General features: G+C 60.9%; 17 protein-coding genes and 3 pseudogenes. 7 read left to right on the top strand and 13 right to left on the bottom strand.

The features are described from left to right. Positions 1–745 precede the first annotated feature (745 nt). Positions 746–936 (top strand): annotated as a pseudogene (locus tag FXV83_RS44150) (phosphocholine cytidylyltransferase family protein); the annotation flags it as partial. Positions 937–962: 26 nt separating this feature from the next. Here FXV83_RS44150 and FXV83_RS21330 read toward each other — a convergent pair. The 4 genes from FXV83_RS21330 to FXV83_RS21320 all read right to left on the bottom strand — a co-directional run bounded on the left by FXV83_RS21330 (position 963) and on the right by FXV83_RS21320 (position 4,205). Beyond that, entirely contained in the window at positions 963–2,189 is a 1,227-nt protein-coding gene (locus FXV83_RS21330; protein ID WP_148741367.1) for a glycerophosphodiester phosphodiesterase family protein, read from the bottom strand. 164 nt (positions 2,190–2,353) lie between these two features. Next, positions 2,354–2,518 (bottom strand): hypothetical protein, encoded by a 165-nt coding sequence (locus FXV83_RS42880; protein WP_187436053.1) that lies wholly within the window; start codon positions 2,516–2,518, stop codon positions 2,354–2,356. Positions 2,519–2,758: 240 nt separating this feature from the next. Continuing rightward, positions 2,759–3,850, bottom strand: a complete 1,092-nt coding sequence (locus tag FXV83_RS21325) for a HigA family addiction module antitoxin (RefSeq protein ID WP_148741366.1) — start codon at positions 3,848–3,850, stop codon at positions 2,759–2,761. Positions 3,851–3,875: 25 nt separating this feature from the next. Next, a complete protein-coding gene (locus tag FXV83_RS21320; RefSeq protein ID WP_148741365.1) occupies positions 3,876–4,205 on the bottom strand; it encodes a hypothetical protein in 330 nt (109 codons plus the stop codon). Positions 4,206–5,573: 1,368 nt separating this feature from the next. Between FXV83_RS21320 and FXV83_RS21315 the strand changes: the two are divergent. The 4 genes and pseudogenes from FXV83_RS21315 to FXV83_RS21305 all read left to right on the top strand — a co-directional run. Then, positions 5,574–6,825: pseudogene (locus FXV83_RS21315) on the top strand (ISL3 family transposase); the annotation flags it as partial. A gap of 362 nt (positions 6,826–7,187) precedes the next feature. Next, positions 7,188–8,306, top strand: a pseudogene (locus tag FXV83_RS21310) (IS5 family transposase); the annotation flags it as partial. Between the two features lie 138 nt (positions 8,307–8,444). After that, complete coding sequence (locus FXV83_RS45165) at positions 8,445–8,738, top strand: hypothetical protein (protein ID WP_347341073.1); 294 nt, start codon at positions 8,445–8,447, stop codon at positions 8,736–8,738. After that, complete coding sequence (locus FXV83_RS21305; RefSeq protein ID WP_347341072.1) at positions 8,738–8,995, top strand: hypothetical protein; 258 nt, start codon at positions 8,738–8,740, stop codon at positions 8,993–8,995. Before FXV83_RS45165 ends, FXV83_RS21305 begins: the two co-directional genes overlap by 1 nt. 171 nt (positions 8,996–9,166) lie before the next feature. Here the strand turns inward: FXV83_RS21305 and FXV83_RS21300 are convergent, their stop codons facing one another. From FXV83_RS21300 to FXV83_RS21275, 6 genes are all read right to left on the bottom strand, one after another. After that, positions 9,167–9,394, bottom strand: a complete 228-nt coding sequence (locus FXV83_RS21300; RefSeq protein ID WP_148741363.1) for a hypothetical protein — start codon at positions 9,392–9,394, stop codon at positions 9,167–9,169. 262 nt (positions 9,395–9,656) lie between these two features. Further along, positions 9,657–11,018, bottom strand: a complete 1,362-nt coding sequence (locus FXV83_RS21295; protein ID WP_187436051.1) for a PDDEXK nuclease domain-containing protein — start codon at positions 11,016–11,018, stop codon at positions 9,657–9,659. Next, positions 11,015–12,256, bottom strand: coding sequence for a tyrosine-type recombinase/integrase (locus FXV83_RS21290; RefSeq protein ID WP_148741361.1), 1,242 nt, complete (start codon positions 12,254–12,256; stop codon positions 11,015–11,017). Before FXV83_RS21290 ends, FXV83_RS21295 begins: the two co-directional genes overlap by 4 nt. Before the next feature lie 155 nt (positions 12,257–12,411). Further along, positions 12,412–13,023 carry a JAB domain-containing protein gene (locus tag FXV83_RS21285; protein WP_148741360.1) on the bottom strand — a complete coding sequence of 204 codons (612 nt, stop codon included), beginning with the start codon at positions 13,021–13,023 and terminating at the stop codon, positions 12,412–12,414. 108 nt (positions 13,024–13,131) lie between these two features. Next, positions 13,132–13,950, bottom strand: a complete 819-nt coding sequence (gene map / locus FXV83_RS21280; protein WP_148741359.1) for a type I methionyl aminopeptidase — start codon at positions 13,948–13,950, stop codon at positions 13,132–13,134. A 123-nt stretch (positions 13,951–14,073) separates the two neighbouring features. Next, a complete protein-coding gene (locus tag FXV83_RS21275; protein ID WP_148741358.1) occupies positions 14,074–15,390 on the bottom strand; it encodes a mechanosensitive ion channel family protein in 1,317 nt (438 codons plus the stop codon). Between the two features lie 213 nt (positions 15,391–15,603). Between FXV83_RS21275 and FXV83_RS21270 the strand changes: the two genes are divergently transcribed. Continuing rightward, complete coding sequence (locus tag FXV83_RS21270; RefSeq protein WP_148741357.1) at positions 15,604–17,397, top strand: potassium/proton antiporter; 1,794 nt, start codon at positions 15,604–15,606, stop codon at positions 17,395–17,397. A 281-nt stretch (positions 17,398–17,678) separates the two neighbouring features. After that, entirely contained in the window at positions 17,679–17,939 is a 261-nt protein-coding gene (locus FXV83_RS21265; protein WP_148741356.1) for a PepSY domain-containing protein, read from the top strand. 423 nt (positions 17,940–18,362) lie between these two features. On the opposite strand, the gene modC is transcribed toward FXV83_RS21265, so the two are convergent. The 3 genes from modC to modA are packed head-to-tail and all read right to left on the bottom strand — an operon-like array spanning position 18,363 to position 20,549. Next, positions 18,363–19,025, bottom strand: coding sequence for a molybdenum ABC transporter ATP-binding protein (gene modC, locus FXV83_RS21255; protein ID WP_148741355.1), 663 nt, complete (start codon positions 19,023–19,025; stop codon positions 18,363–18,365). Positions 19,026–19,027: 2 nt separating this feature from the next. Next, positions 19,028–19,723, bottom strand: a complete 696-nt coding sequence (modB, locus tag FXV83_RS21250) for a molybdate ABC transporter permease subunit (protein ID WP_148741354.1) — start codon at positions 19,721–19,723, stop codon at positions 19,028–19,030. Between the two features lie 43 nt (positions 19,724–19,766). Continuing rightward, the gene (gene modA, locus FXV83_RS21245; protein ID WP_148741353.1) at positions 19,767–20,549 is read right to left on the bottom strand and encodes a molybdate ABC transporter substrate-binding protein; all 783 of its coding nucleotides are present in this window, start codon (positions 20,547–20,549) and stop codon (positions 19,767–19,769) included. Positions 20,550–20,811: the final 262 nt, after the last annotated feature.

The following is a 20,811-nucleotide window of genomic DNA, read 5'->3' as shown; positions in this document are numbered from 1 at the left end:
GTGCACAAGCCGTTGTTGTCGCAAGGACCGCGACGGCTGTCGCACATCGATGTGCTCTGTAGGTCCAACAGGTGCGCTGGCTCTGACTCATCATATCTCTCCCAATCCGCGTTTCTTCTAGCGCAATGCCCAGCATCACCGTCTCTCGGAACGCAGGTCGACGCAACGAAAGCATCGAATGCGCTCTTGCGGCTAGGCGCCACCGCCCCGGTACTTTCGGATCATCGCTCACGTCCCCGCTTGGTCTCGAATTGGTCGCCCTGCTCCGGTGGCAAGCGCACCGACGTCACCGATGCGGTGCATAAACTGCTTGGCGCACCAAGCACCCCGAAGAGTGCGCAACAGCCTCAGGCGGCCTGCGGCTCAACACTTGTGATATTCGCAACGTTTGTTATCCATCGTGAAGCTTTGGAGCCATCGCCAACTACGTTCAGGATCGTGCGACCTCACGCTACGTGCGATTCAACCCAACGAGTCGGGCGTGACAATATGTCCGACCTCTTACATTCCATATCCGGCCTCTTACATCCCGAAACGCAAGCGGCGCGGACGAGAAACGTGGTTGTCACCAGGTGCCGACAACCTGAATGCTTTCCCATGAGCGGGGACGTTCAGTCGTTATGCCAAACAGCTTTGGCGTACGAAGTGTCTGGACGGACAACTGGTTCGGCCCGCCGGCGTAGAGCCGCCGGAAGCGGATCGGGCAGCCTGGTCAACTGATTATTGTCGACGTTCAGGCGCACCGGACTGCTTGCTTCTCGAGGGCGACGTTTTCTTCGAGGAGGATGCGTTGCGCCAGCTGATGATCTGCGAAGCGTCCGATGTGGCTGCCGTCGCTTGCTTCGGTGAATTGATGGAGGGGTCGGCGTTGTGTTATCGGATGGCGGCGTCATCTCAGGCTTTCGCATGAAGCAAACCGCGGCACACCTTGCCGCGGAAGGAGCGATGGGGACAATCGAAGCTCAGTCGTTCCAGATCACGCTCGTGTTACGGCGGTTGGCTTTCTTGAGAGTCTGGATGGCGGTCAGCGGGTCGTCGGTGAGAACGTAGCCGTAGCTCGAACCTGCGAGGTTAATCATCCAGTTCAAGTCTTCCCGATGATCAGCGGTATCCTCCCCATAGCCAAATTTGGACTTCCAGTACCAATCCGTCGGCATGACGCAGCACCGCCCAAGGTGCGAGAAATACTGATAGTTTTTTGTTTCTGGAACCGGTTGGTAATTGCCCATCACCTTGGGATAACCGGTTGTCCGCAACGCGGAATAGGCGTTCATGATGTTGTTTAGCGGGAAGCTGAGCCGATTGTCGTATTGCTTCACCACTAATTCGGTCCCCCACACGTAAGGCCTGTCGTAATAAGCGCGCCAGTTCTGGAGCGCTTGATCGGTCCCTCTACTAGTATCGATAAAGTTCGGGAGAAACCCTGGAATGAAGCGGAAAGATCCCGCCTCCGATTTCGTGTCAAAGATACCAAGCTCCTCAAAGTCCACCGGCGTGGCGGCTCTGATTTTGGAGACATTCATCTTGAAGTACACCCACTTGCTAGCCGGGGTGCCCCAAGCGTTCTTGTGTCTCTTCACGATATCCCACGCCGAACGGGCGGTGTCGACATCCCGAATGTCCAGAAGCAGAATGATAGCGATCTTGTTGTCTTTGATATATTGCAAGATGTCGCCCAGGCTCGGCAAGTTTTCTTTGGAGACCGAATTCACGTTGGCGCTAGCTGTCCGTAGTTTTAACTCTTCCGGCGGAAAATAGTATTCCGAGAGCAACGGATTGTAGCCCGTATCACTGTACGGGTCGTAGTTTTGCATGCCGCTGCCCCTGACTGCGCCGACGTTCGTGGTACGGCCCAGCTTGGTGTCGTGGAGCAAGATCACGTCGCCCCAATTGGTCGAGCGCAGATCAATTTCAACGCATTCGATGTTCTTGTCCGCGGCGGCCTTGATCGCGGCACGAGAGTTTTCGGGAATATCCCGGATCTCGGGAATGTGGATGTTGGTACCAACCAGCGTGCCATGCAGGCCTCGATGAGCGCACACCAGGGTTAGGTCGCGACGCGAGTGCAGCAGAACCTCGCCAATCTTGTCGGTGTTGTATTCGCCTGCGAGCGCCGCGCCTGTCACTAAGGTCAGCGCTAGAGCGGCCGTGCCCAGCGCTTTAGTTGTGATAGAATTGCATTTCTTCATTGCAGGTGTCTTTCGTCGACTGGCGTGTCTGGATCAAAGCGCTGCACATTGGAAGCGTGCGGCTTGGCAAGGAAGGAAGCAAATAGTCGGGGCGTGCGCGCGTCCCGCGATCGAGCCGAGTGTCTGGCCGAGATCAGTGAGCGCCTCCTTGCCGCGATAGAACGTTAGGTCGTCGTGCTGCCGTCCGGTCCGGTGGTTTCTTCGTGACCGAACGCTTGCAGCACCAGCGGCTTCAAGGTGCCGAGCGTTTCCGTCGGCGGTGCATCGTGCTGTTCGAACGGCTTGCGCGCCGCCGGGTAAACGACCGTGACGTTGAGGTTTTCAGTCATAGCTGTCTCCTTCGCGGCCCTTCGGGCGCCGAGCCGATGGCCCGCGGACAAAGAATCGTGCCGGGCATGCCGGGATTATGCCCGAACGCTTGAGTATGTCAAATTTTATGTTTCCTATTGCGAAACAGAAAATATCAATCACTGGGCAAGCGACGCGGGACAACCCATCCGGCCGCCTTGGGAACGGCTGCCAGATCGTGACGGGCCAGAAAGTACGAGGGGTATTTTGGACGGCGGCTGCTACTCGGCCCACTCGAACCAGACGCGCAGTTTGTTGAGCTGGTTGAACCCGACCGCACCGCGGTGCTGGAGCTGACCTACGACGATCCCTGGATGGATAACCTGCTCTTTTGCAAATTCGTGCACAGAATTCTCGTCGAAGGATCCCGCTCCGATGAAGTCCTCGAGCGCCTGCTTCGGAATCAGGAAATTTGCGGCCCAGTCATTCGCTTCCAGCTCTTCGCTTGGATTCGCATTTCCCGAGTTGCCATTGTCGATGAAGACGTACTTTCTGCTGTGAAGCAACAGGTGGGCGGCCTCGTGAAAGAAAGTGAACCAAAAATGATCATTTGAAAGGTGTCGCATCGTCTGCTGGATCAGTGCCTTCCTGGGGGAAAGCCAGCGCGAAATGCCGCTTAGCGCAAGTCGACTGACGGGACGTACTATGATGAAGGCGACGCCTGCCCGGCTGCAAAGCGTCGTCATCTCCGGTACGAACTTCTCGAGCGGCTTGTTCGTTAGGGTTCGGATCTTGCGGAGGGCGTCGAGAAAGGAGTTGCGGTCGTAGTCCTTGCAGTGGATCCGCTCGGCGTCTATCTCGCCCATGCGAAGCCAAACCAGAAGCGACTCTTTAGAACTCATGAAGGTCGGAGAATGTCGATAGGCGACCTCGGTCATTTCCTTAAAGCGGTCCTGACACGCCTCGACGCTTCCCACGCCGAAGAATTTAATGAATTGACGGACCTTGTCGGCCGAATTCTTCGTCTTCTCCAAGAAACCTCTTTCGAAAAGTTCTTCTAGAGGGAACTGAGAAACCCAAGATTCGAATGCCGCAAGGCGGTGACCGTCCTCTTCCCGCGCTAAATGCAGCCGATATGCAGCTTCCATCTGGATCCATACCGATGCGTCGAGCTCGAGGACGCGCTCCAATTGGAGTGCGGTGTCAGGCTCGAGGGCCGCTTTCCCAAGTACGATTTCGGTGATCAGCTTCGCTGAGCGACCACAACGCCGCGCCAGTTCACGAGCAGATATCCCGTGCTCGTCTAGATATTCTTGAATTAGCGCGCCTGGCGGCGCTGCGTAGTTCGGATCGTAACGGTTGCCTTGCATCATTCGTTGGATCCATGAATGGCGACGGTCAATTCGGGTCGAATGCCACGATCTCTATGGAGTGAACACGGTCCAGCGCGAGGCGCTGATCTCTCTGCGGGCGAGTGCCGATCGCTACGAAGCGGAGTCGTCGCGGCGGATCCACATCGACGGTGAACATCGTCGGCGATCCGTCGTGCTTGCACAGTCTTATTGGCGGCCGTTGAGGTACAAAGCCTAAGTGCTTGGCCGCTCTCAGCACGGCCATTCGCGTCGCGATCTTCGAAGCGAGATCGTCGCCGTACCGTTTCCGAAGCAGGCTATCGTCGTTGAAGACCCGGCGCAGCCTGGCTTCGCGAAAGCAGATATCCACAACCATCCCGTCCCGAATCGTTTCCTATCGCGTAACACTTTTCTGTAGCCGTTACAAGCGTTTGGCGGAAGTCTTCTCCCCGTGTGCTCATTTCCGAACTGTCGCTTCTCCTGCCATCAAGCGGCGCTCGAGCCGGAGAGCTTGCACGTCGAACCTCACATCCAACGGAATGCGGGACGTTGCAGATCGCGCATCACTTTCGATGACGCGTCTATCAACGACGCGGCACGCGGCCCTGGCCGACAATCGTCTAGTACCTAACCAATTGAATTGAAAACAAACTTTTTCTCATATTGCTGCCGATACCAACACAAATACCAACAGGATGATGCATGGTTAGCCGACAAAAATAAAAACAGCAGGCTTCCCGGCAGTGGGCAGCCACGATGAGGACGCTGCTAAACCGGGCGCAGTGTATCGGCTTTAGGGCTTCGGCCGCGTGTTATCGCGGCAACGTGTGGCGCAGTATCTTCCGCTGTGAGTAGAACGGCCCGACTGAGGGGGCTCCAGCAATGGAGCCCTTTCTCTTGGCCCCGACATTCGTCGGCACCTATCCCGAAATATTCGCGGCATTTTTGTGGGGCTTCGGTACTGACGTCGGGGCGGCCAAAGTCCGCGAACTTGGAGAGTCCCTTAAAAGCCTCAAGGTGCCGGCACCGAAGTAATGACAAAGGTCGAACAACAACTGCCGCGCTTTGGGCGACCTTCTCGTGGACTCGGAAGTCGACGGAAAAAATACTCGTCAATTCTCTCTTCAAACACTTCGGACTTCAACCACTTCGGAGTTGCAGAACTGTACCTCGATCCAATTATTGACTAGGCTTGCACGGGCCTCCCACATCAATCCCCTCGCGGTGCAAAAGATCGTAGAGATCCTAGCAGTCAGGCGTACAAATCAACTGTGGCTTGCAAGTGCTTTGGTAGGTTTGAGTGTATTGCTTGATCCGCTCGGTCCGCGAGGCGCGTTTTGCAGCCCCCGCGTGCGTCACACATGCAAGCGCCGCCATCGGAACCAATGTGAAACACAACTGCACCGCACTTCATCTCTCGCCCCCTATCGGTGTCTCACCCTAGCAGCTTCGGTTCTTGATCGAACCACTGTATTTGCATCCCGTTCAAATTGCGGCCCCGCAGGCCTGCATTACCGAGCGCGCTGACCTGAATCATCGCATCTATGCGCCCATAAGCAGGACTGTAGGATCACCATGAGCATCGCAAAATTTGTTGCTCAACCTTAACGGGACTGTAGCCGAGCGCAACGGACTGCAGTAGTTTTGTGGTTTGGCTGGGATAGACAGTTGAGGCGAGGCGAGCATGCCAATGGGCGATTGTCCTTCAATTCGTTCTTTCAAACGGTATTTTCTCATTCGACGGCGTCGGACGACACGGCTCGAACACATCGTCCATCACCTGGGGTTGGCGCTCGGCAGCCGGCCGGCAGCAAGCTTCGCCAAGCGGCTCATGCTGCCTGTCAGCAACGATACCTTGCTGCGGGTGGTCCGCCGGCGGACGGCGATGCCGACGGATCCATTGCTTGTTGTGGGTATCGATGACTGGGCGTTCCGGAGAAACCGTCGGTACGGGACCATCGTGTGCGATTTGGAGCGTCGGCGGATCGTTGCCTTGCTGCCCGACCGGGAAACGGCGACCGTTCAGGCGTGGCTGTCGAAGCACCCGGGCATCAACATTGTGTCGCGAGATCGCGGTGGTGGATATGGCGAGGCAGCAGCCAAGGCGCTCCCGAACGCCGTCCAGGTCGCCGACCGCTGGCATCTGATGGAAAACGCGAGCGCGGCCTTCCTTGATGCGGTGCGCCGCTCCATGAGCAAAATCCGAACCGCAATCGGGGCGACGACGATCGATCTTAAACTGCTGACCTGCGCGGAAAAGCTTCGCTATCAGGGCTATCTGCGGCGCCAGGACAGCCATGCCGCAATTGCGGCTCTTGTCAGCGATGGTGTGCCGCTCAAGGAGATCGTCCGCCGCACAGGACATAGTCGCAATCTGGTTCGCCAAATTAGTCGCGGCGGCGGTACGGATATGTTCCGCACCCGTCAAAGCACCCTGGATGGGGCACCTGCCGTTCCTGGACGCGCAATGGTCAGGCGGCTGTCGCAACGGTGCCGAACTCTGGCGCCGTTTAAGAGGGCAAGGCTTTAAGCGATCGCTGCGCGTGGTGGCGGAATGGGCGACGCGACGGCGGCGCGCCGAGACTATCAGCCGTCAACAATTGCAGAAGGTCCCCGCCGCCAGGACGATAGCGCAGTTGATGACGAGGAAGCGCGACCACCTAACCAAGGCCGAAACCCTGACGGTTGCCGCTATGGAACAAAGCGTTCCTCGGCTGGCCGCTACCCACGCTCTCGTTGGCCGCTTCCACTGGATGATCAGAAAGAGGGCCGCGATCGAGCTCGAACCTTGGATAGATGAATCCAAGCGCAGCCTCATTGGCTCGTTCGCGAATGGCATCGCCAGTGATAAGCGCGCGGTGCACGCAGCTATCACGCAACCATGGTCCAATGGCCAAGTGGAAGCGCAGATCACCAAGCTCAAGCTGGTCAAACGGCAGATGTACGGGCGCGCTAAGCTCGATCTCCTTCAGGCTAGGCTTATTGGCGCGCCATAAAAACAAAAGGGATCATCGAATACGCAGAGCCAAATTTGAACGCCGATTGACAGTTTTTGGAGTGCCCAGTTTTGTAATGAGTGGCGCACCAAACACGATACGAACGTGTGACTTCCACCTTTGGGAGGGCAATGGTCTAGGCCGCCAATCGCGGAATGACTGTTTCCACCAATCGCAAAAACCGGGTAATACGAGCCCCCACGACCATCATTTCTTGCGAGACCCCGATTTCGAGAACACCCGTTCCATTTCGCCGGAATCTGGTGTTGCGTGTCCCTAATTTGAACCTATCAGCAGATAGCATTGTACAGCTGATCCCTTCGACTGCCGATCTCGTCATGGGGGGCAAAGCTCACGGGCGTGAGGGGGTGTGCGAGCGCTGGGTCCACGACCCTTATTTCCAGTTCTTCACCGGCGAAGAGTTTTTCCAGCACGCTTTCCCGCACGAACGCTCGGACCTGAGCCATTGGCGCAAGCGGCTCGGCGACAAGCTGGAGCTGCTGCTGGCCGAGAGCCTGCGGGTGGCGCACGAAGCCGGCGCCTTACGCAGCCAGGACCTCAAGCGCGTCACGGTCGACACCACGGTGCAGCCGAAGGCCATCACCTTCCCGACCGACGCCAAGCTGCTTCATGCGGCCATCAAGGGCCTCAACCGCCTGGCGAGAAGGCACGGCGTCAGGCTGCGGCAATCCTATTCTCGCGTGGCCAAGGCCGCCGCGATGATGGCGGGCCGCTACGCCCATGCCAAACAGTTCGGGCGGCATCAGCGGCAGTTGCGTATCCTGCGCAGCCGGCTGGGCCGGATCATCCGCGACATCCGTCGCAAGATCGAGGGCCAGCCAGCCCTCGAGGAGGCATTCGCCCTTCCGCTTGGCCGAGCCAGCCAGATCCGCTCCCAGCAGCAGCGCCAGCGCGGCTGGAAGCTCTATTCCTTTCATGCCCCGGAGGTGGAGTGCATCGGCAAAGGCAAGGCCTCAGCCCCTTACGAGTTCGGCGTGAAGGCCTCCATCGTCACCAACAATCGCCGAGCTTCCGGCGGCCTGTTCGTACTGCATGCCAGCTCGCTGCCCGAAAATCCCTACGACGGTCACACCTTGCGGAACGTCATCGACCGCACCGAGACGATCACCGGATGTCCGATCGTGCGGGCCTATGTCGACAAGGGGTATCGCGGCCACGACGCTCAAAATCCTCGTCGCGTCTTCATCTCCGGCCAGAAGCGCGGCGTCTTCGGGATCATCAAGCGCGAGCTGCGCCGCCGCTCCGCCATCGAGCCCATCATCGGCCACATGAAGACCGAAGGTCACCTCGGTCGCTGCCATCTCAAAGGCCGTGCCGGAGACGCCGCCAACGTCATCCTCTCAGCCGTCGGCCACAACTTCCGCCGCATCCTCGCCTGGCTCAGAGAACTCTTGTGCCTGTTCCTGGTCCAACTATGGCGCGTGCTGGCCGGTCCAGCCCCGCTCAATTCGCCTTCTTAACGGACGACGGTGTAGTGCTGCTGACTTTGCGTGGGTGGAGGCCGAGACAGGCAGACGCCCGACGAGTGGCTCGACGTGACGTAATCGACTTGTATTTCGCAACATACGGCGCCAAAGCCGTGGCTGTAAAATCGCAAATTGCCTATTCGCGCGCTCTCGATTTCGAGCCTGTCAGTCACCAAAGCGCATGCGTCAAGGCTATTTCCCCACCATGCCGACAGAGTCGGCGCATTACATGCTCTCGGTCATGACGATCTCAAGGCGCTGCAAGATTATCTGTTCCACTATTGCGTCGGCAAGGCTGGCGGTTGCGGCCTTCCGGTCAAGCTGCACACCGGCTTTTTGGCTGGCCACGGCGTGATGCAACTCGGTCGTACTCGCAGCAATGCCGCAGACGTCTGCCGTCTGTTGCAGAAACCCGATTCGCCCTAATGCATATCGGTTATCCGTACGAGCACGAGTTTATCGCCCTGGCCAAACATTACCCTAAGGCCGCGATCGACATGTGCTGGGCATGGATTATCAATCCGGTGGCAGGCGTTCGCTTTCTGAAGGAGTTTCTGATGGCGGTTCCGTCCAGCAAGATCTTCACCTTCGGTGGCGACTATGTCGCTGTCGAGCCAATTTATGGGCCATGCGTTGGTAGCGCGCCGTGGAATTGCGCAAACACTCTCACAATTGGTCGCTGAAGGCTGGATCCCGCTTGAGGACACCGGTGGCCTGATTGACCGAATCATGCGCGGCAATGCACTTCAGTTCTTTCGGAAAGGACATGGAGGGGATGCGACACATTCGTGAACGGCGGACATTCGCAACCCGACCACGTGGGGCCATGCAGCTCGTACCCGCGCAAATGCCTGCTAATATCTCCAACGCTGCCCAAAGCGATCGATGAACCAACTCTCGACATCCTCACGCGCGCCGATCACGGACCCGAATTGAAAATAGTGTGAGAAATGATTGCGATCTACCCAAAAGCAGAAATCAGAAAAACTAGGGTCATGCTCCGCAGTGATGGTGATACCAAGTTCTTTCTCCCATCTATCGAACATGCTTTCAAATGCCGCCTTGGCCTCTCCTTTGCGCATCGTATTCTCCCGAATCGCGATACGCTAGCATAACTCAATATCAGCTTGGCCCGATCTCTTCCCGCTACCTTCGGCGAAACGGTCAACGGAATGGAATATCGCGACACAGGCGAGAAACGCCAGCCGTGCGGGCGTGCGATTTGCGTGAAAAATCGTCCCACGTTGTGTGGCCTGCACGAAGAAGTGGTGTGGATCTCGGGAGATGGGCGATCGGCCCGATATATCTGCTGAGGATAACGTCGAAGGAAGAGTTCGTGTATCATTATATTTCGCCGTGTACGGGGTCGTTTCCGCGCGAGTTTCGAACTTCAGCCAGAAAAGCCGTGCCGACGTCTACGGCTCGCTGCGCGCTTTCTGGGTCGACGTTCAGACCATGCACGACTTCGTTCATGACCTGTAGCGAGTCGATGAATTGCGCGGTACTGGCAGGCGCGAGGCCGCGACGCTGCAGCTCGCGCAACATCGCGGCCAGGGCGATCGGTCGAGTGGGAGCAAAGCCATTGTCGGCCATGAAATCGCGCAGCGCGCGCTCGATCTCGATCCGCAACTTGATAACGGACATGAGCGGAAACTCGCGAGCGAATTCCTCTACGGTTGGCAAATCTTGCTGAAGCTGCGGCGGCAGGGCTGGCGAGAGTTGATAGTGGGCTACGCCCATCGGCTTGCTGGTATCGCGCAGCGCATACTCGACGATGACCTCGTTGCGGCCCTTGCAAAGAATGATGCCGATCGTCGGCTGGTCATCCTTGTGCCGAAGCTGGTCGTCGACCGCCGAGAGGTAGAAGTTCATCTTTCCCGCGAATTCGGGTTTGAAGTCCTCGATCTTCAGCTCGATCACCACGAAGCAGCGCAGCCGTAAGTGATAGAAGAGAAGGTCGAGATAGTAGTCCTGGCCGCCGACCTCGAAATGGTATTGGCTGCCGACGAAGGCGAAGCCCTTGCCGAGTTCGAGGATGAGCGAGCGGAGGTGCTCGATCAGCCCGCGCTCCAAGTCACGCTCCAGCATCTCGGGGCCGAGCGAGAGAAAATCAAAAGTGTAGGGGTCTTTAAGGATCTGCTGGGCCAGTTCGGACTGATCCGCCGGCAGGGTCCGCGAAAAGTTTGTGAGCGCGCTGCCTTGACGGGTGAATAGGTTGCTGTCGATCTGATGGAGGAGGACGTTTCGACTCCATCCGTGTTCGATGGCCTGGCGAGCGTACCAGGCGCGTTCCTCAGGCGACTTGACGGCGTCCAGCAGTCGGACGTTATGGCCCCAGGGCAATAGTGCAACAACTTGTTGCACAAATTCGCCGTCCGGCCAGGCCTCCGCAAACGCCCGCATATACTTGAGATTTCGGGCGGACAGGCCTGTCATCTCGGGGAAAGCGCGGCCAAGGTCGCCGGCGAGGCGATCGATGACCTTGGCGCCCCAACCTTCCTGCTCCTGCCGGAAGAGAATGTCGCGGCCGACCGTCCAGTACAGCAGGATCAATTCGCGGTTCACCGATAGGCCGGCACGATGCCTCGCCTCGGCGATCTTCCTCTTGAGATCGCCAACGAATGCCGAGTAGCTCTGCGCGTCGATCTCGGTCGCCGATCCCGCGCCATTGCGCGGAGCCGTGGGCCTGGAGGGGCGCTTGGTCATGCCGCCGCCTTCAGGCGCTTCTTGATAAGCATGGAGCGCACGAACTTGTCCCACTTTGCCATACCGGCACGCTTCTCAGGCATGTAATGCCAGCGGTCGTAGTTCTTGGAGCTGACGTCTTGCAGCGCATGATTTTGCAGACGATCTCGAATTTCCTTTGACACACCGGCTTTGCCGGCCAGAGTCTTGAAGGTCCGCCGGAGGTCCCGGTTTGTTGCATAGGGGATCACGCCGCGGTCCCGTTGGCGCCAAACGAAGCTATAGAGCGTGCCGTGGCTCACGGGCTTGGATGGGTCCTTCGCTGAGGGAAAGAACCAGCCGTACTTATTTGGCTTGATCGACGCAATCAGCTCGGTGGCGAGCGACGGCATTGGAACGGCATGCGGCTGAAGGTTCTTGGTCTTGGACCAGTCGATGATCCTCTCCGGCGCATCCCATTGATCGACATGCAGGCGCGCGATTTCCTCGACGCGTTGACCGGTCAGCATGATCAGTTGCACAGCGCGAGGATAGGAGGGATGAACCGGCGTATCGGGGCATTCCAGCCAGCGATAGAGTTGCACGAACTCTTCCTCATTAAGCCAGCGCGTGCCCTGGACCTTGGGTTCGGTCGGAATTTCCGAGGCCGGATTGTATGGGATACGGAAGCGGCGCGGGGATGTATTCCGATAGTCGTTGTCCGATTTCATCCCCCAACCATAAGCCGCGTGGATGTAACATCGAACGTGATCCGCCATCGACCGGGCGCCACGCTCGTAGATGGGCCGGATAAGTTCGACGATTTCCTCAGACTCGATCTCGCGCGCGAGTCGGTTGCGCCCGAGCGTGTCGGCGATCTTGTTGAGGCCTTTCTCTGTCTCCGTCCAGGACGGCTTGCCGGCGGCCTTGAGCGACGCGACATAACCCTCGAACAGATCAGCGACGGTGCCGGGGCGGGTGTCTGTTGCGATCTTGATGCTCCGGCCCTTCTGGATCACATCGGCGTAGTCGCGCTTGAATATCTCGCGCGCCTGAGCCAAGGACGTCGACGGATAAGCGCCGAGCTTCTTTTTAGCGCGTTTACCGTCGCGCCATTGCTGCGCCATCCAATCAGCGGTCACGCGCTTCGGCATCGGCTTGAGGACGAGGACGAGTCGGCCGGTGCCGCGGCCTTCACCATCTGCGAGGTTTTCTTGTTTCTGGCTGAGTTCGACGCGCTTCAGCGCATGTCGGATCGCGGTGTCGGTCAGGCTTGGCATGGCGTTTCTTCTGTTCCGCAACTGGGATCGGTCGGGGAGAAACGGGGGGCGTTTGCTGGGAGCGGAAAGCCGTTCTCTATCCCTTTAACCGCTCCCAATTTGCCATGGCCGCCCCCAATGCGCAATGCGATAAAACATCTAATTCTATAAGTGTTTCAGAGGGATCGAGCGTGATCCAGCGTGCTCGAAGAAGGGGTAGTGGGGTGGTTGTGCACCAGGATCAGCGCGGTTGCGGATAATTCCAGCGCGCGCTTGATCACCTCGCGCGGATAGACCGGGGTGTGGTCGACGGTGCCGGTCTGCTGCACCTCGTCGGCGATCAGCTGGTTGCGCTTGTCGAGGAAGAGCAGCCGGAATTGCTCCTTGTCGGCAAATGCCATGCTGGTGCGGCAATAGTCGATCACCTCATTCCAGGACGACAGCGCGTTGCGGCTGTTCACCTCGCCCTTGGCGACGCGATGCGCCGCCGCCGCGATCAGCTTGAGTTGATTGATCGCGGGCTCGCCCACGCCCTCGACCTCACGCAGCCGCGCCACCGGCGCGTGCACGACTTCGGCGAACGAGCCGAAGGTCTTGATCAGCGCTTTTGCCAGCGGCTTGGTGTCGCGCCTGGGCAGCGCCGGAAATAGCGCCATCTCCAAGAGCTCGTAGTCGCTGAGCGCATCCGCCCCCGCGCTGTAGAAGCGCTCGCGCAGCCGCTCGCGATGGCCGAGATAGTGCGGCGCTTCTTCCGGCTTGCTCTTGTCGTGGTCGGTTTTGGCGGGCATCGGCCGCCAGCATCGCCGCGGGTCGGTTCTTTTGCAACCGTCAATTGCGACGGCAAATCTGCCTTATACTGATTTGGCTACGGCGGCAGCAGCCGGCGCCCCAAATGTTCACCCGACCTGCTTCTCGCCGTGCCGCTCCGACAGTGTGAAAATCTCGACGCCGGTGGCGGTGACGCCGACGGAGTGCTCGAACTGCGCCGACAGCGAGCGGTCGCGGGTCACCGCGGTCCAGCCGTCGGACAGGATCTTTACATGCGGCTTGCCGAGATTGATCATCGGCTCGATGGTGAAGAACATGCCGGGCTTGAGCTGCACGCCTTCGCCGGGCCGGCCGATATGGATGATGTTCGGCTCGTCGTGGAACATGCGGCCGAGGCCATGGCCGCAGAAGTCGCGCACCACGCTCATGCCCTGCGGCTCGACAAAACTCTGGATGGCGTGGCCGATGTCGCCGGTGGTGGCGCCGGGCTTCACCGCTGCGATGCCGCGCATCATGGCTTCATACGTTACCTCGATCAGCCGCTCGGCCTTGCGTGCGATCGGGCCGACTGCATACATCCGGCTGGAATCGCCATACCAGCCGTCGAGGATAAAGGTGACGTCGATGTTGACGATGTCGCCTTCCTTGAGCGGGCGGTCGCCGGGCATGCCGTGGCAGACCACGTGGTTGAGCGAGGTGCAGGTCGAGTAGCGATAGCCGCGATACATCAGCGTCGCCGGATAGGCGGCATGGCTGAAGGCGAACTCGCGGACGAATTCGTCGATGCGCTCGGTCGGCACGCCCGGCTTGACGATGTCGGTGAGCTCATCGAGGCACTTCGACACCAGCGCGCCCGCCTTGCGCATACCGGCAAAGGCACTTGGCCCATGCAGCTTGATCTGTCCGGTCTTGCGCAGGGAGGTATCGGAGGCTTCGACGTAGCTCATCATACGGTCTTTACGGGCTCGGGGCTGATCTCGATGTCGGCGGAAAGGCTTGATTTCGGGTCCTAATTTAATGATCGCGGGCCTTCATGCAAGCCAAAGCCTGCCATGCGCCCGAAAGCTGGCTCAATTCGGGACTTCTACGGTGGTTTCGACCGGCAGCGCGCCGCCGCGGATGCGGATTTCGCGGACGGGATAGGGAACCCGGATGCCCTCGCGCTTGAAAGCGTCCCACAACGCCAGCATCACGTCGCTCTTGACGTTGTCCATGCCGTCCGGATCGGCGATCCAGAAGGTCAGCGAGAACTTCATCCCGGCTTCCGCGAACTCGGTCAGGATGCTGTTCGGCGGCTTGCCCTTCTGCGCGCGGGGATGGGCGGCGGCGGTCTCGGCGGCGAGCTTGCAGACCAGCTTTGGGTCGGCGTCATAATTGGTGCCGAAGGCGATCTTCACCAGCGTGTTCTTGTCGGTATAGGTCCAGTTGACGACCTTCTGCGTCACCAGATCCTCGTTCGGCACCAGGAATTCGCGCCCGTCCCCGGCGGCGACGGAAATATAGCGCGTCTTCATCGCGCTGATGCGTCCGGTATTGTCGCCGATGGTAACGAGGTCGCCCGGCTTCACCGACTTGTCGGCGAGCAGGATGATGCCCGAGATGAAATTGGCGACGATCTTCTGCAGGCCGATACCGATGCCGACGCCGACCGCGCCGGAGAACACCGCGAGTGCCGACAGGTCGATGCCGACCGAGCCGAGCGCGATCACGATGGCGACCGCGAGCAGCCCGATGCGGATGATCTTGACCAGCAGCACCTGCACCGACGGCGTCAGGTCGGTGGTCGAGTTGATCCGGCTCTCGGCGAAATTGCTGGCGATGTTGGTCAGCCAGAGCGCGAACAGCAGGAGCGCGCCGGCCTTGATCACCAGGAGCGGCGTCAGCCGCAAGCCGCCGAGCACGATCGCATAGGAATCGAGCAAATCGACGGTCGCATCGAGCTGGCCGGTGATGGACAGCGCTGCAACGAACCATGCCGTGATCGACACCAGCTTGACGATGAAGGCGTTGCGCAGCACCGAGGTCAAGAGCCGGATCGCGAGCCAGGCGAACCCCAGCTTGGCGGCGACCGTCAGCAGATAGCTGCGGCTCGGCCACGTGGCGTGATACATCACGACGCGCGAGACGATCACGAGCAGGGTGAACACTGCCGTCGAGGCACTCGTGACCATCACGCGGACGAAATGCCGGAGCGGCAGCGGCCAGCGCATCGCCAGCGAGGTCATGTCGACGCGGTTGCGAACGCCGGCCTCGGCGGCATAGGCGATGCCGGCCGCGACCAGAATGAGACCGAATTGCAGGTAGAACCACGGCGAAGAGATTTCCGCCCCGACGCTCCGCGCGGTGGTCTGCACGAACTCCATGAAGTCTTTGAGGTCCATGTCCATCGTGAGGTCTCGTCGGGAAGCGGGTGGGAAGATTTGATTCGAGGGGCCGCAGAATCCCACAAAGCACGCGGCCGGGCCATCGATACACCGGCATGCGATCCGAGTTAAGACCGCAAAATACGCGCAGATTGCCGCGAGCGGGCGAAAATGAGTTGGCGCGGGAGTGTGCCGACGATAAGGATGCCTTTCCAGCGATTTGCACCCGGAAGGTGGATGGCCTCCCTCGACTCTGTCAGCCTCGCCATATTGCTCGGCGCCGTCCTGGTGTTGGCCGGTATCCTGTCAAGCCTGCTTGCGCTGCGCTTCGGCGCGCCCTTGCTGCTCGTCTTTCTCGTGATCGGCATGCTGGCCGGCGATTCCGGTCCAGGGCAGCTGCAGTTCGACGACGTCCGCACCACCTATCTGGTCGGCTCGGTGGCGCTGGCGCTGATCCTGTTCGACGGCGGCTTAAGGACACGCTTTGCCAGCATCCGCACCGTGCTCGCGCCCTCCGTGATGCTCGCGACCGCCGGCGTGCTCCTGACCGCGCTGATCACGGCGCCGTTCGCGAAATATGCGCTCGACCTCAACTGGACGGAGTCGCTGCTGATCGGCGCCGTGGTGGCCTCGACGGACGCGGCCGCAGTGTTCCTGCTGGTGCATACCCAGGGTCTTCGCCTGCGCCCGCGCGTCGGTGCGACCCTGGAGGCGGAATCCGGCACCAACGACCCCTTCGCGATCTTCCTCACCCTGATGCTGGTCGAATACATCTCGCTGGGGTCGAGCACGGCGGGGCACGTGCTGATGGAGTTCGTCCAGGAGGCGGTGCTGGGCGCCATCGTCGGCGTGATCGGCGGGCGACTGGTCGTCATTGCACTCAACCAGGTGGCGCTGCCGCAGGGCTTGCACGCGCCGTTCGTGGCCACGGGGGCGCTCGTCATCTTCGGCGGTTCGCAGATCATGCATGCCTCCGGTTTCCTCGCGGTCTATCTTGCCGGCATCGTCATCGGCAACCGGCCGACGCGCGCGCATAATTCGGTGGTTGCCTTCCTGGACGCGGCGACCTGGCTGGCGCAGATCGTGATGTTCGTCCTGCTTGGCCTGCTGGTCTCGCCGAGCCGGCTCGGCGCCAGCGTGCTGCCGGCGGTCGCGATCGCCTTTGTCCTGATGCTGGTCGCGCGGCCGATCGCGGTCTTCCTTTGCCTCGCGCCGTTCCGCTTCAACTGGCGCGAAAAGGTCTTCATCGCCTGGACCGGCCTGCGCGGCGCGGTCGCGATCTTCCTGGCGTCGATCCCGATGCTGGTCGGCCTGTCGAAGGCCTATCTCTATTTCGACGTCGCCTTCGTCGTGGTCATCATCTCGCTGCTGCTGCAAGGCTGGACGCTGGCGCCGGCGGCGCGCAAGCTGCACGTGGCGCTGCCGCGCGCCGAGCGCGGCCCGCGCCGGGTCGAGCTCGATTTGCCCGGCCAGCTCGAGCAGCAGCTCGTCGGCTATCCGGTGCGGCCCAAGAGCCTGTATTTCCGCCGCGGGCTGATCCCGTCCTGGTCCAAGCCGACGCTGGTGATCCGCAGCGAGAGCATCCTGACGCCCACGGAAGCCGACCCGATCGCGCCGGGCGACTACATCTATCTGCTGGCGCCGCCGGAAAAAGCGGAGTCGCTGGATCGCTTCTTCGTCGACATGCAGCCGAGCTCGGCGCCCGATCCGCATCTGCTCGGCGACTTCATGGTTTCCGGCGAGCACACCCTCGCCGAGCTTGCCGAGATCTACGGCGTGAACGTGAGTGACGACGAGGGCAAGCTGACGCTGGCCGACTATTTCGACGTCCATCTCGACCGTGCCCCGAAGGAGGGAGCGGAGCTTGCGCTTGACACGATCGTGCTCGTCGCACGCAGCATCTCCGGCGGCCGCGTCAACGTCGTCGGCCTGCGCCTGCCGGAAGACGAGGAGGCACCAGCGCCATTGACGCGCGCGCAGTCCCTGCGGCGCAAGCTGGCAGAGCTGTGGACGTCGGTGGCGGGGGTTTAATTCCCAATGTCATTCCGGGGCGCGCGTTAGCGCGAACCCGGAATCCATCTCACCTCAGAACGTGTGGCGAAATGGATTCCGGGTTCACCCTTCCGCCTTTGCTCTTAGCTTCGGCGGACAAGTCGGGCGCCCCGGAATGACGGTTTCGGGCGAGGAACCGCCACCGAATCGCCGCAACCGCCGTGGATTTGCGCGGCTTCGTGACCCCTACCCCCCGGAACGCTCCGCCACGCCGCTCGTTCTCAAGACATAGCGGTCAAACTATTCGACAGGAGCAATCCATGCGAAAACTCGTCTTGCCGGCCATCGTCGCAATCGGCCTCGGATCGGCGGCGCCGGCGATGGCCTATGATACAGGCGACCAGATATCGATGCAGGCCGCGCTCGATGTCGCCACCGATATCGGCGTCATGACTGTCTCGCACACCCAGTTCCTCGGCGATGAATGGCAGATCCAAGGCCGCGACCGCGCCGGCCGCTGGATGGAGGTCTACGTGGACGCCAACACCGGTGAGGTGCGTAACGTCAATCGCGGCTGGTAGTTGCGGTCACCCGTAACGGTGTCGGCGAGGTTCACACCCCCGCCAGCACCGCTGTGATCCAATGCGGCGCGATCGCCGCGCGCGGCACGATCCACGCGGCGCCGGACGCGCGCCATCGCCGTCTCGCGCGAGCATTTCATCCACGTCGAAAGCCGCCTGCATCTGGACGATGATGCGGCGCCGGCAGCGGAGGATTTGACGAGCATGTTCGCGGCGGTGAAGCCGAAGCGACGGAAGGCGCGGTGAGCCCCGGTGTGTCGTCCCGGCGAAGGCCGGGACCCATAACCACAGGAAGTAGTTTGGCGACGGCTAGCAGTTACTCTTTCTTTGCCGGTACCTGCACTGTGCTCTCTTGATAGATCACGCGGTATGGGTCCCGGCCTTCGCCGGGACGAGAGCGGTAGATGTTGCTTTGGCGCCCCCTCACGTCAACACCTTCACCCCGCCGAACGACACGACCCGCCCCTGTTTCAGCATCACGATCTGGGTCGCGAGCTGGCGCAGCTCGGCCACGTCGTGGCTGACATAGACCATCGGCACGTTGGCTTCGTCGCGCAGCCGCACCAGATAGGGCAGGATCTCCAGCTTGCGGCCCTCGTCGAGCGCGCCGAGCGGCTCGTCAAGCAGCAGCAGGCGCGGCCGCGACAGCAGCGCGCGTCCGAGCGCGACACGCTGGCGCTCGCCGCCGGAGAGTTTTCCGGGACGGCGATCCTGCAGGGCGCCGATATCGAGCAGGTCGACGATGCGCTTGTACTGCGCCGGATCGGCGGCGAGGCCGTTCATCCGCCGTCCATAGTCGAGATTCTGCGCGACATTGAGATGCGGAAACAGGCGAGCATCCTGGAACACATAACCGATGCGGCGGCGCCAGGTCGGGACGTGAATGCCGGCGGCGCTGTCATCGAGGACGTCGCCGTCGATGACGATGGTGCCGCGGTCGGGGCGTAACAGGCCCGCGATCATATTGACCAGCGAAGTCTTGCCGGCCCCGGACGCCCCGAACAACCCGGTCACGCGGCCTTCGCTGGTGAAGGACGCGGCGAGCGAGAATTCGCCAAGCTGCTTTTCGACATCGACGCGCAGCATGATCAGTTCCCGTGCAGGCGCGCGGTGGCGCGGCGTGCGAACCACTCTGCCGCAATCAGCGCGCCGAGCGCGAGCACGATCGAGACGATGACAAGACGGCCCGCTGCCGCGTCGCCGTCCGGCGTCTGGATCAGCGAATAGATCGCCGAGGAAATTGTCTGGGTCTCGCCGGGAATGTTCGAGACGAAAGTGATGGTGGCGCCGAACTCGCCGATCGCCTTGGCAAAGCCCAGCACCATGCCGGCGAGCACGCCGGGCAGCGCCAGCGGCAGTGTCACCGTGAAGAACACTTTGAATGGAGCTGCGCCCAGCGTCTCGGCTGCCTGCTCGAGCCGGCGGTCGATCGCCTCGATCGACAGCCGCATCGGGCGCACCAGCAGCGGAAACGACATCACGCCGCAGGCGAGTGCAGCTCCAGTCCAGCGGAAGGAGAAGACGATGCCGAGAGTGTCGGCCAGAAAACCGCCGACGAGGCCGCGCCGGCCGAAGGTGAGCAGCAGGAGATAGCCGGTGACGACCGGCGGCAGCACCAGCGGCAGATGCACCAGCGCATCGAGAATCGACTTGCCCCAGAAATCGCGCCGCGCCAGCAACCATGCCAGCGCAATGCCGAACGGCGTCGCCACCAGCGTTGCGATGACGGCGACCCTGAGCGAAAGCAGGATCGCGGTCCATTCGGCCGGAGAAATCTCGGTCATCACGCCGCAGGCATCGAGTTACAGAACCTCAAGTCGGAAACTCTCAAGTGGTGGGGCTGATCAGGAACTTGAAGCCGTATTTTTCGAAGATGGTCTTGGCGGCGGCCGAGCGCAGGAAGGCGAGATAATCGCCGGTCTCGCCCTTCGCGGTCACGGTCGCTGCGACGGGATAGATGATCGCGGGATGCGAGTCCGCCGGGAAGGTGCCGACAATCTTCACGCCGGGCTCGACCTTGGCGTCGGTGGAATAGACGATGCCGAGGTTGGCCTCGCCGCGGGTGACCAGCGTCAGCGCGGCGCGCACGCTTTCGGCCATCGCGAATTTCGGCTCGGCCGCTTGCCATGCGCCCAGCTTCTCCAGCGCCGCCTTGGCGTATTTGCCGACCGGCACGGACTTCACGTCGCCGGTCGTGATCCTGCCGTCGCCGGCGAGCTTGGCGAGGTCAAATCCCCGCGCGATGGTAACGTTGTCGATCGCTGAATCCTTCGGCGCGATCAGCACGATGCTGTTGCCGAGCAAATTGACCCGACTCGGCTCGTTGATGGTCTTTTTGCTGATGGCGTAGTCCATCCAGTCGGTATCGGCGGAGACGAACACGCCCGCCGGCGCGCCCTGCTCGATCTGCCTGGCCAGCACCGAGCTTGCGGCATAGCTGACGCTGAACTTGACGCCGGTCCTGGCGGTGTAGGCCGCGTCGATCTCGTCGAGGGCGTTCTTCATCGAGGCGGCGGCGAACACGGTGATGGTCTTGTCCTCGGCGGCGGCAGGCGCGACGGCCGAGAGCAGAACGATAAAGGCGGAGAACAATGTGGAAAGGCGGGACATCAGAAGCGCTCCATGCGCGCTCGGGCGCACGCAAGGGCGGCGCGCAAGACGGCGTTGGTTGAGTTAGGCTGCGACCGGCGGAAGCGCTGTTCCGGCAAGCCCGATGGACTTACGGTCCGTCAGGCGATCGCCGACGGCGACCATAACAGGCTGGCGGAACAGGTCAAAGGCGACCTTTCGCATGGTGCGCGAGCCATCCAATCCCCCGTCATCCCGGACAAGCGAACTGGTTCGATCTCTCCCTCGTCGTCCCGGCGAAGGC

Source organism: Bradyrhizobium hipponense, assembly GCF_008123965.1.
GTDB classification, from domain to species: Bacteria; Pseudomonadota; Alphaproteobacteria; order Rhizobiales; family Xanthobacteraceae; genus Bradyrhizobium; species Bradyrhizobium hipponense.
Note: the sequence above shows the minus strand (reverse complement) of the source record. Positions and strands in the feature narration are given on the sequence as shown.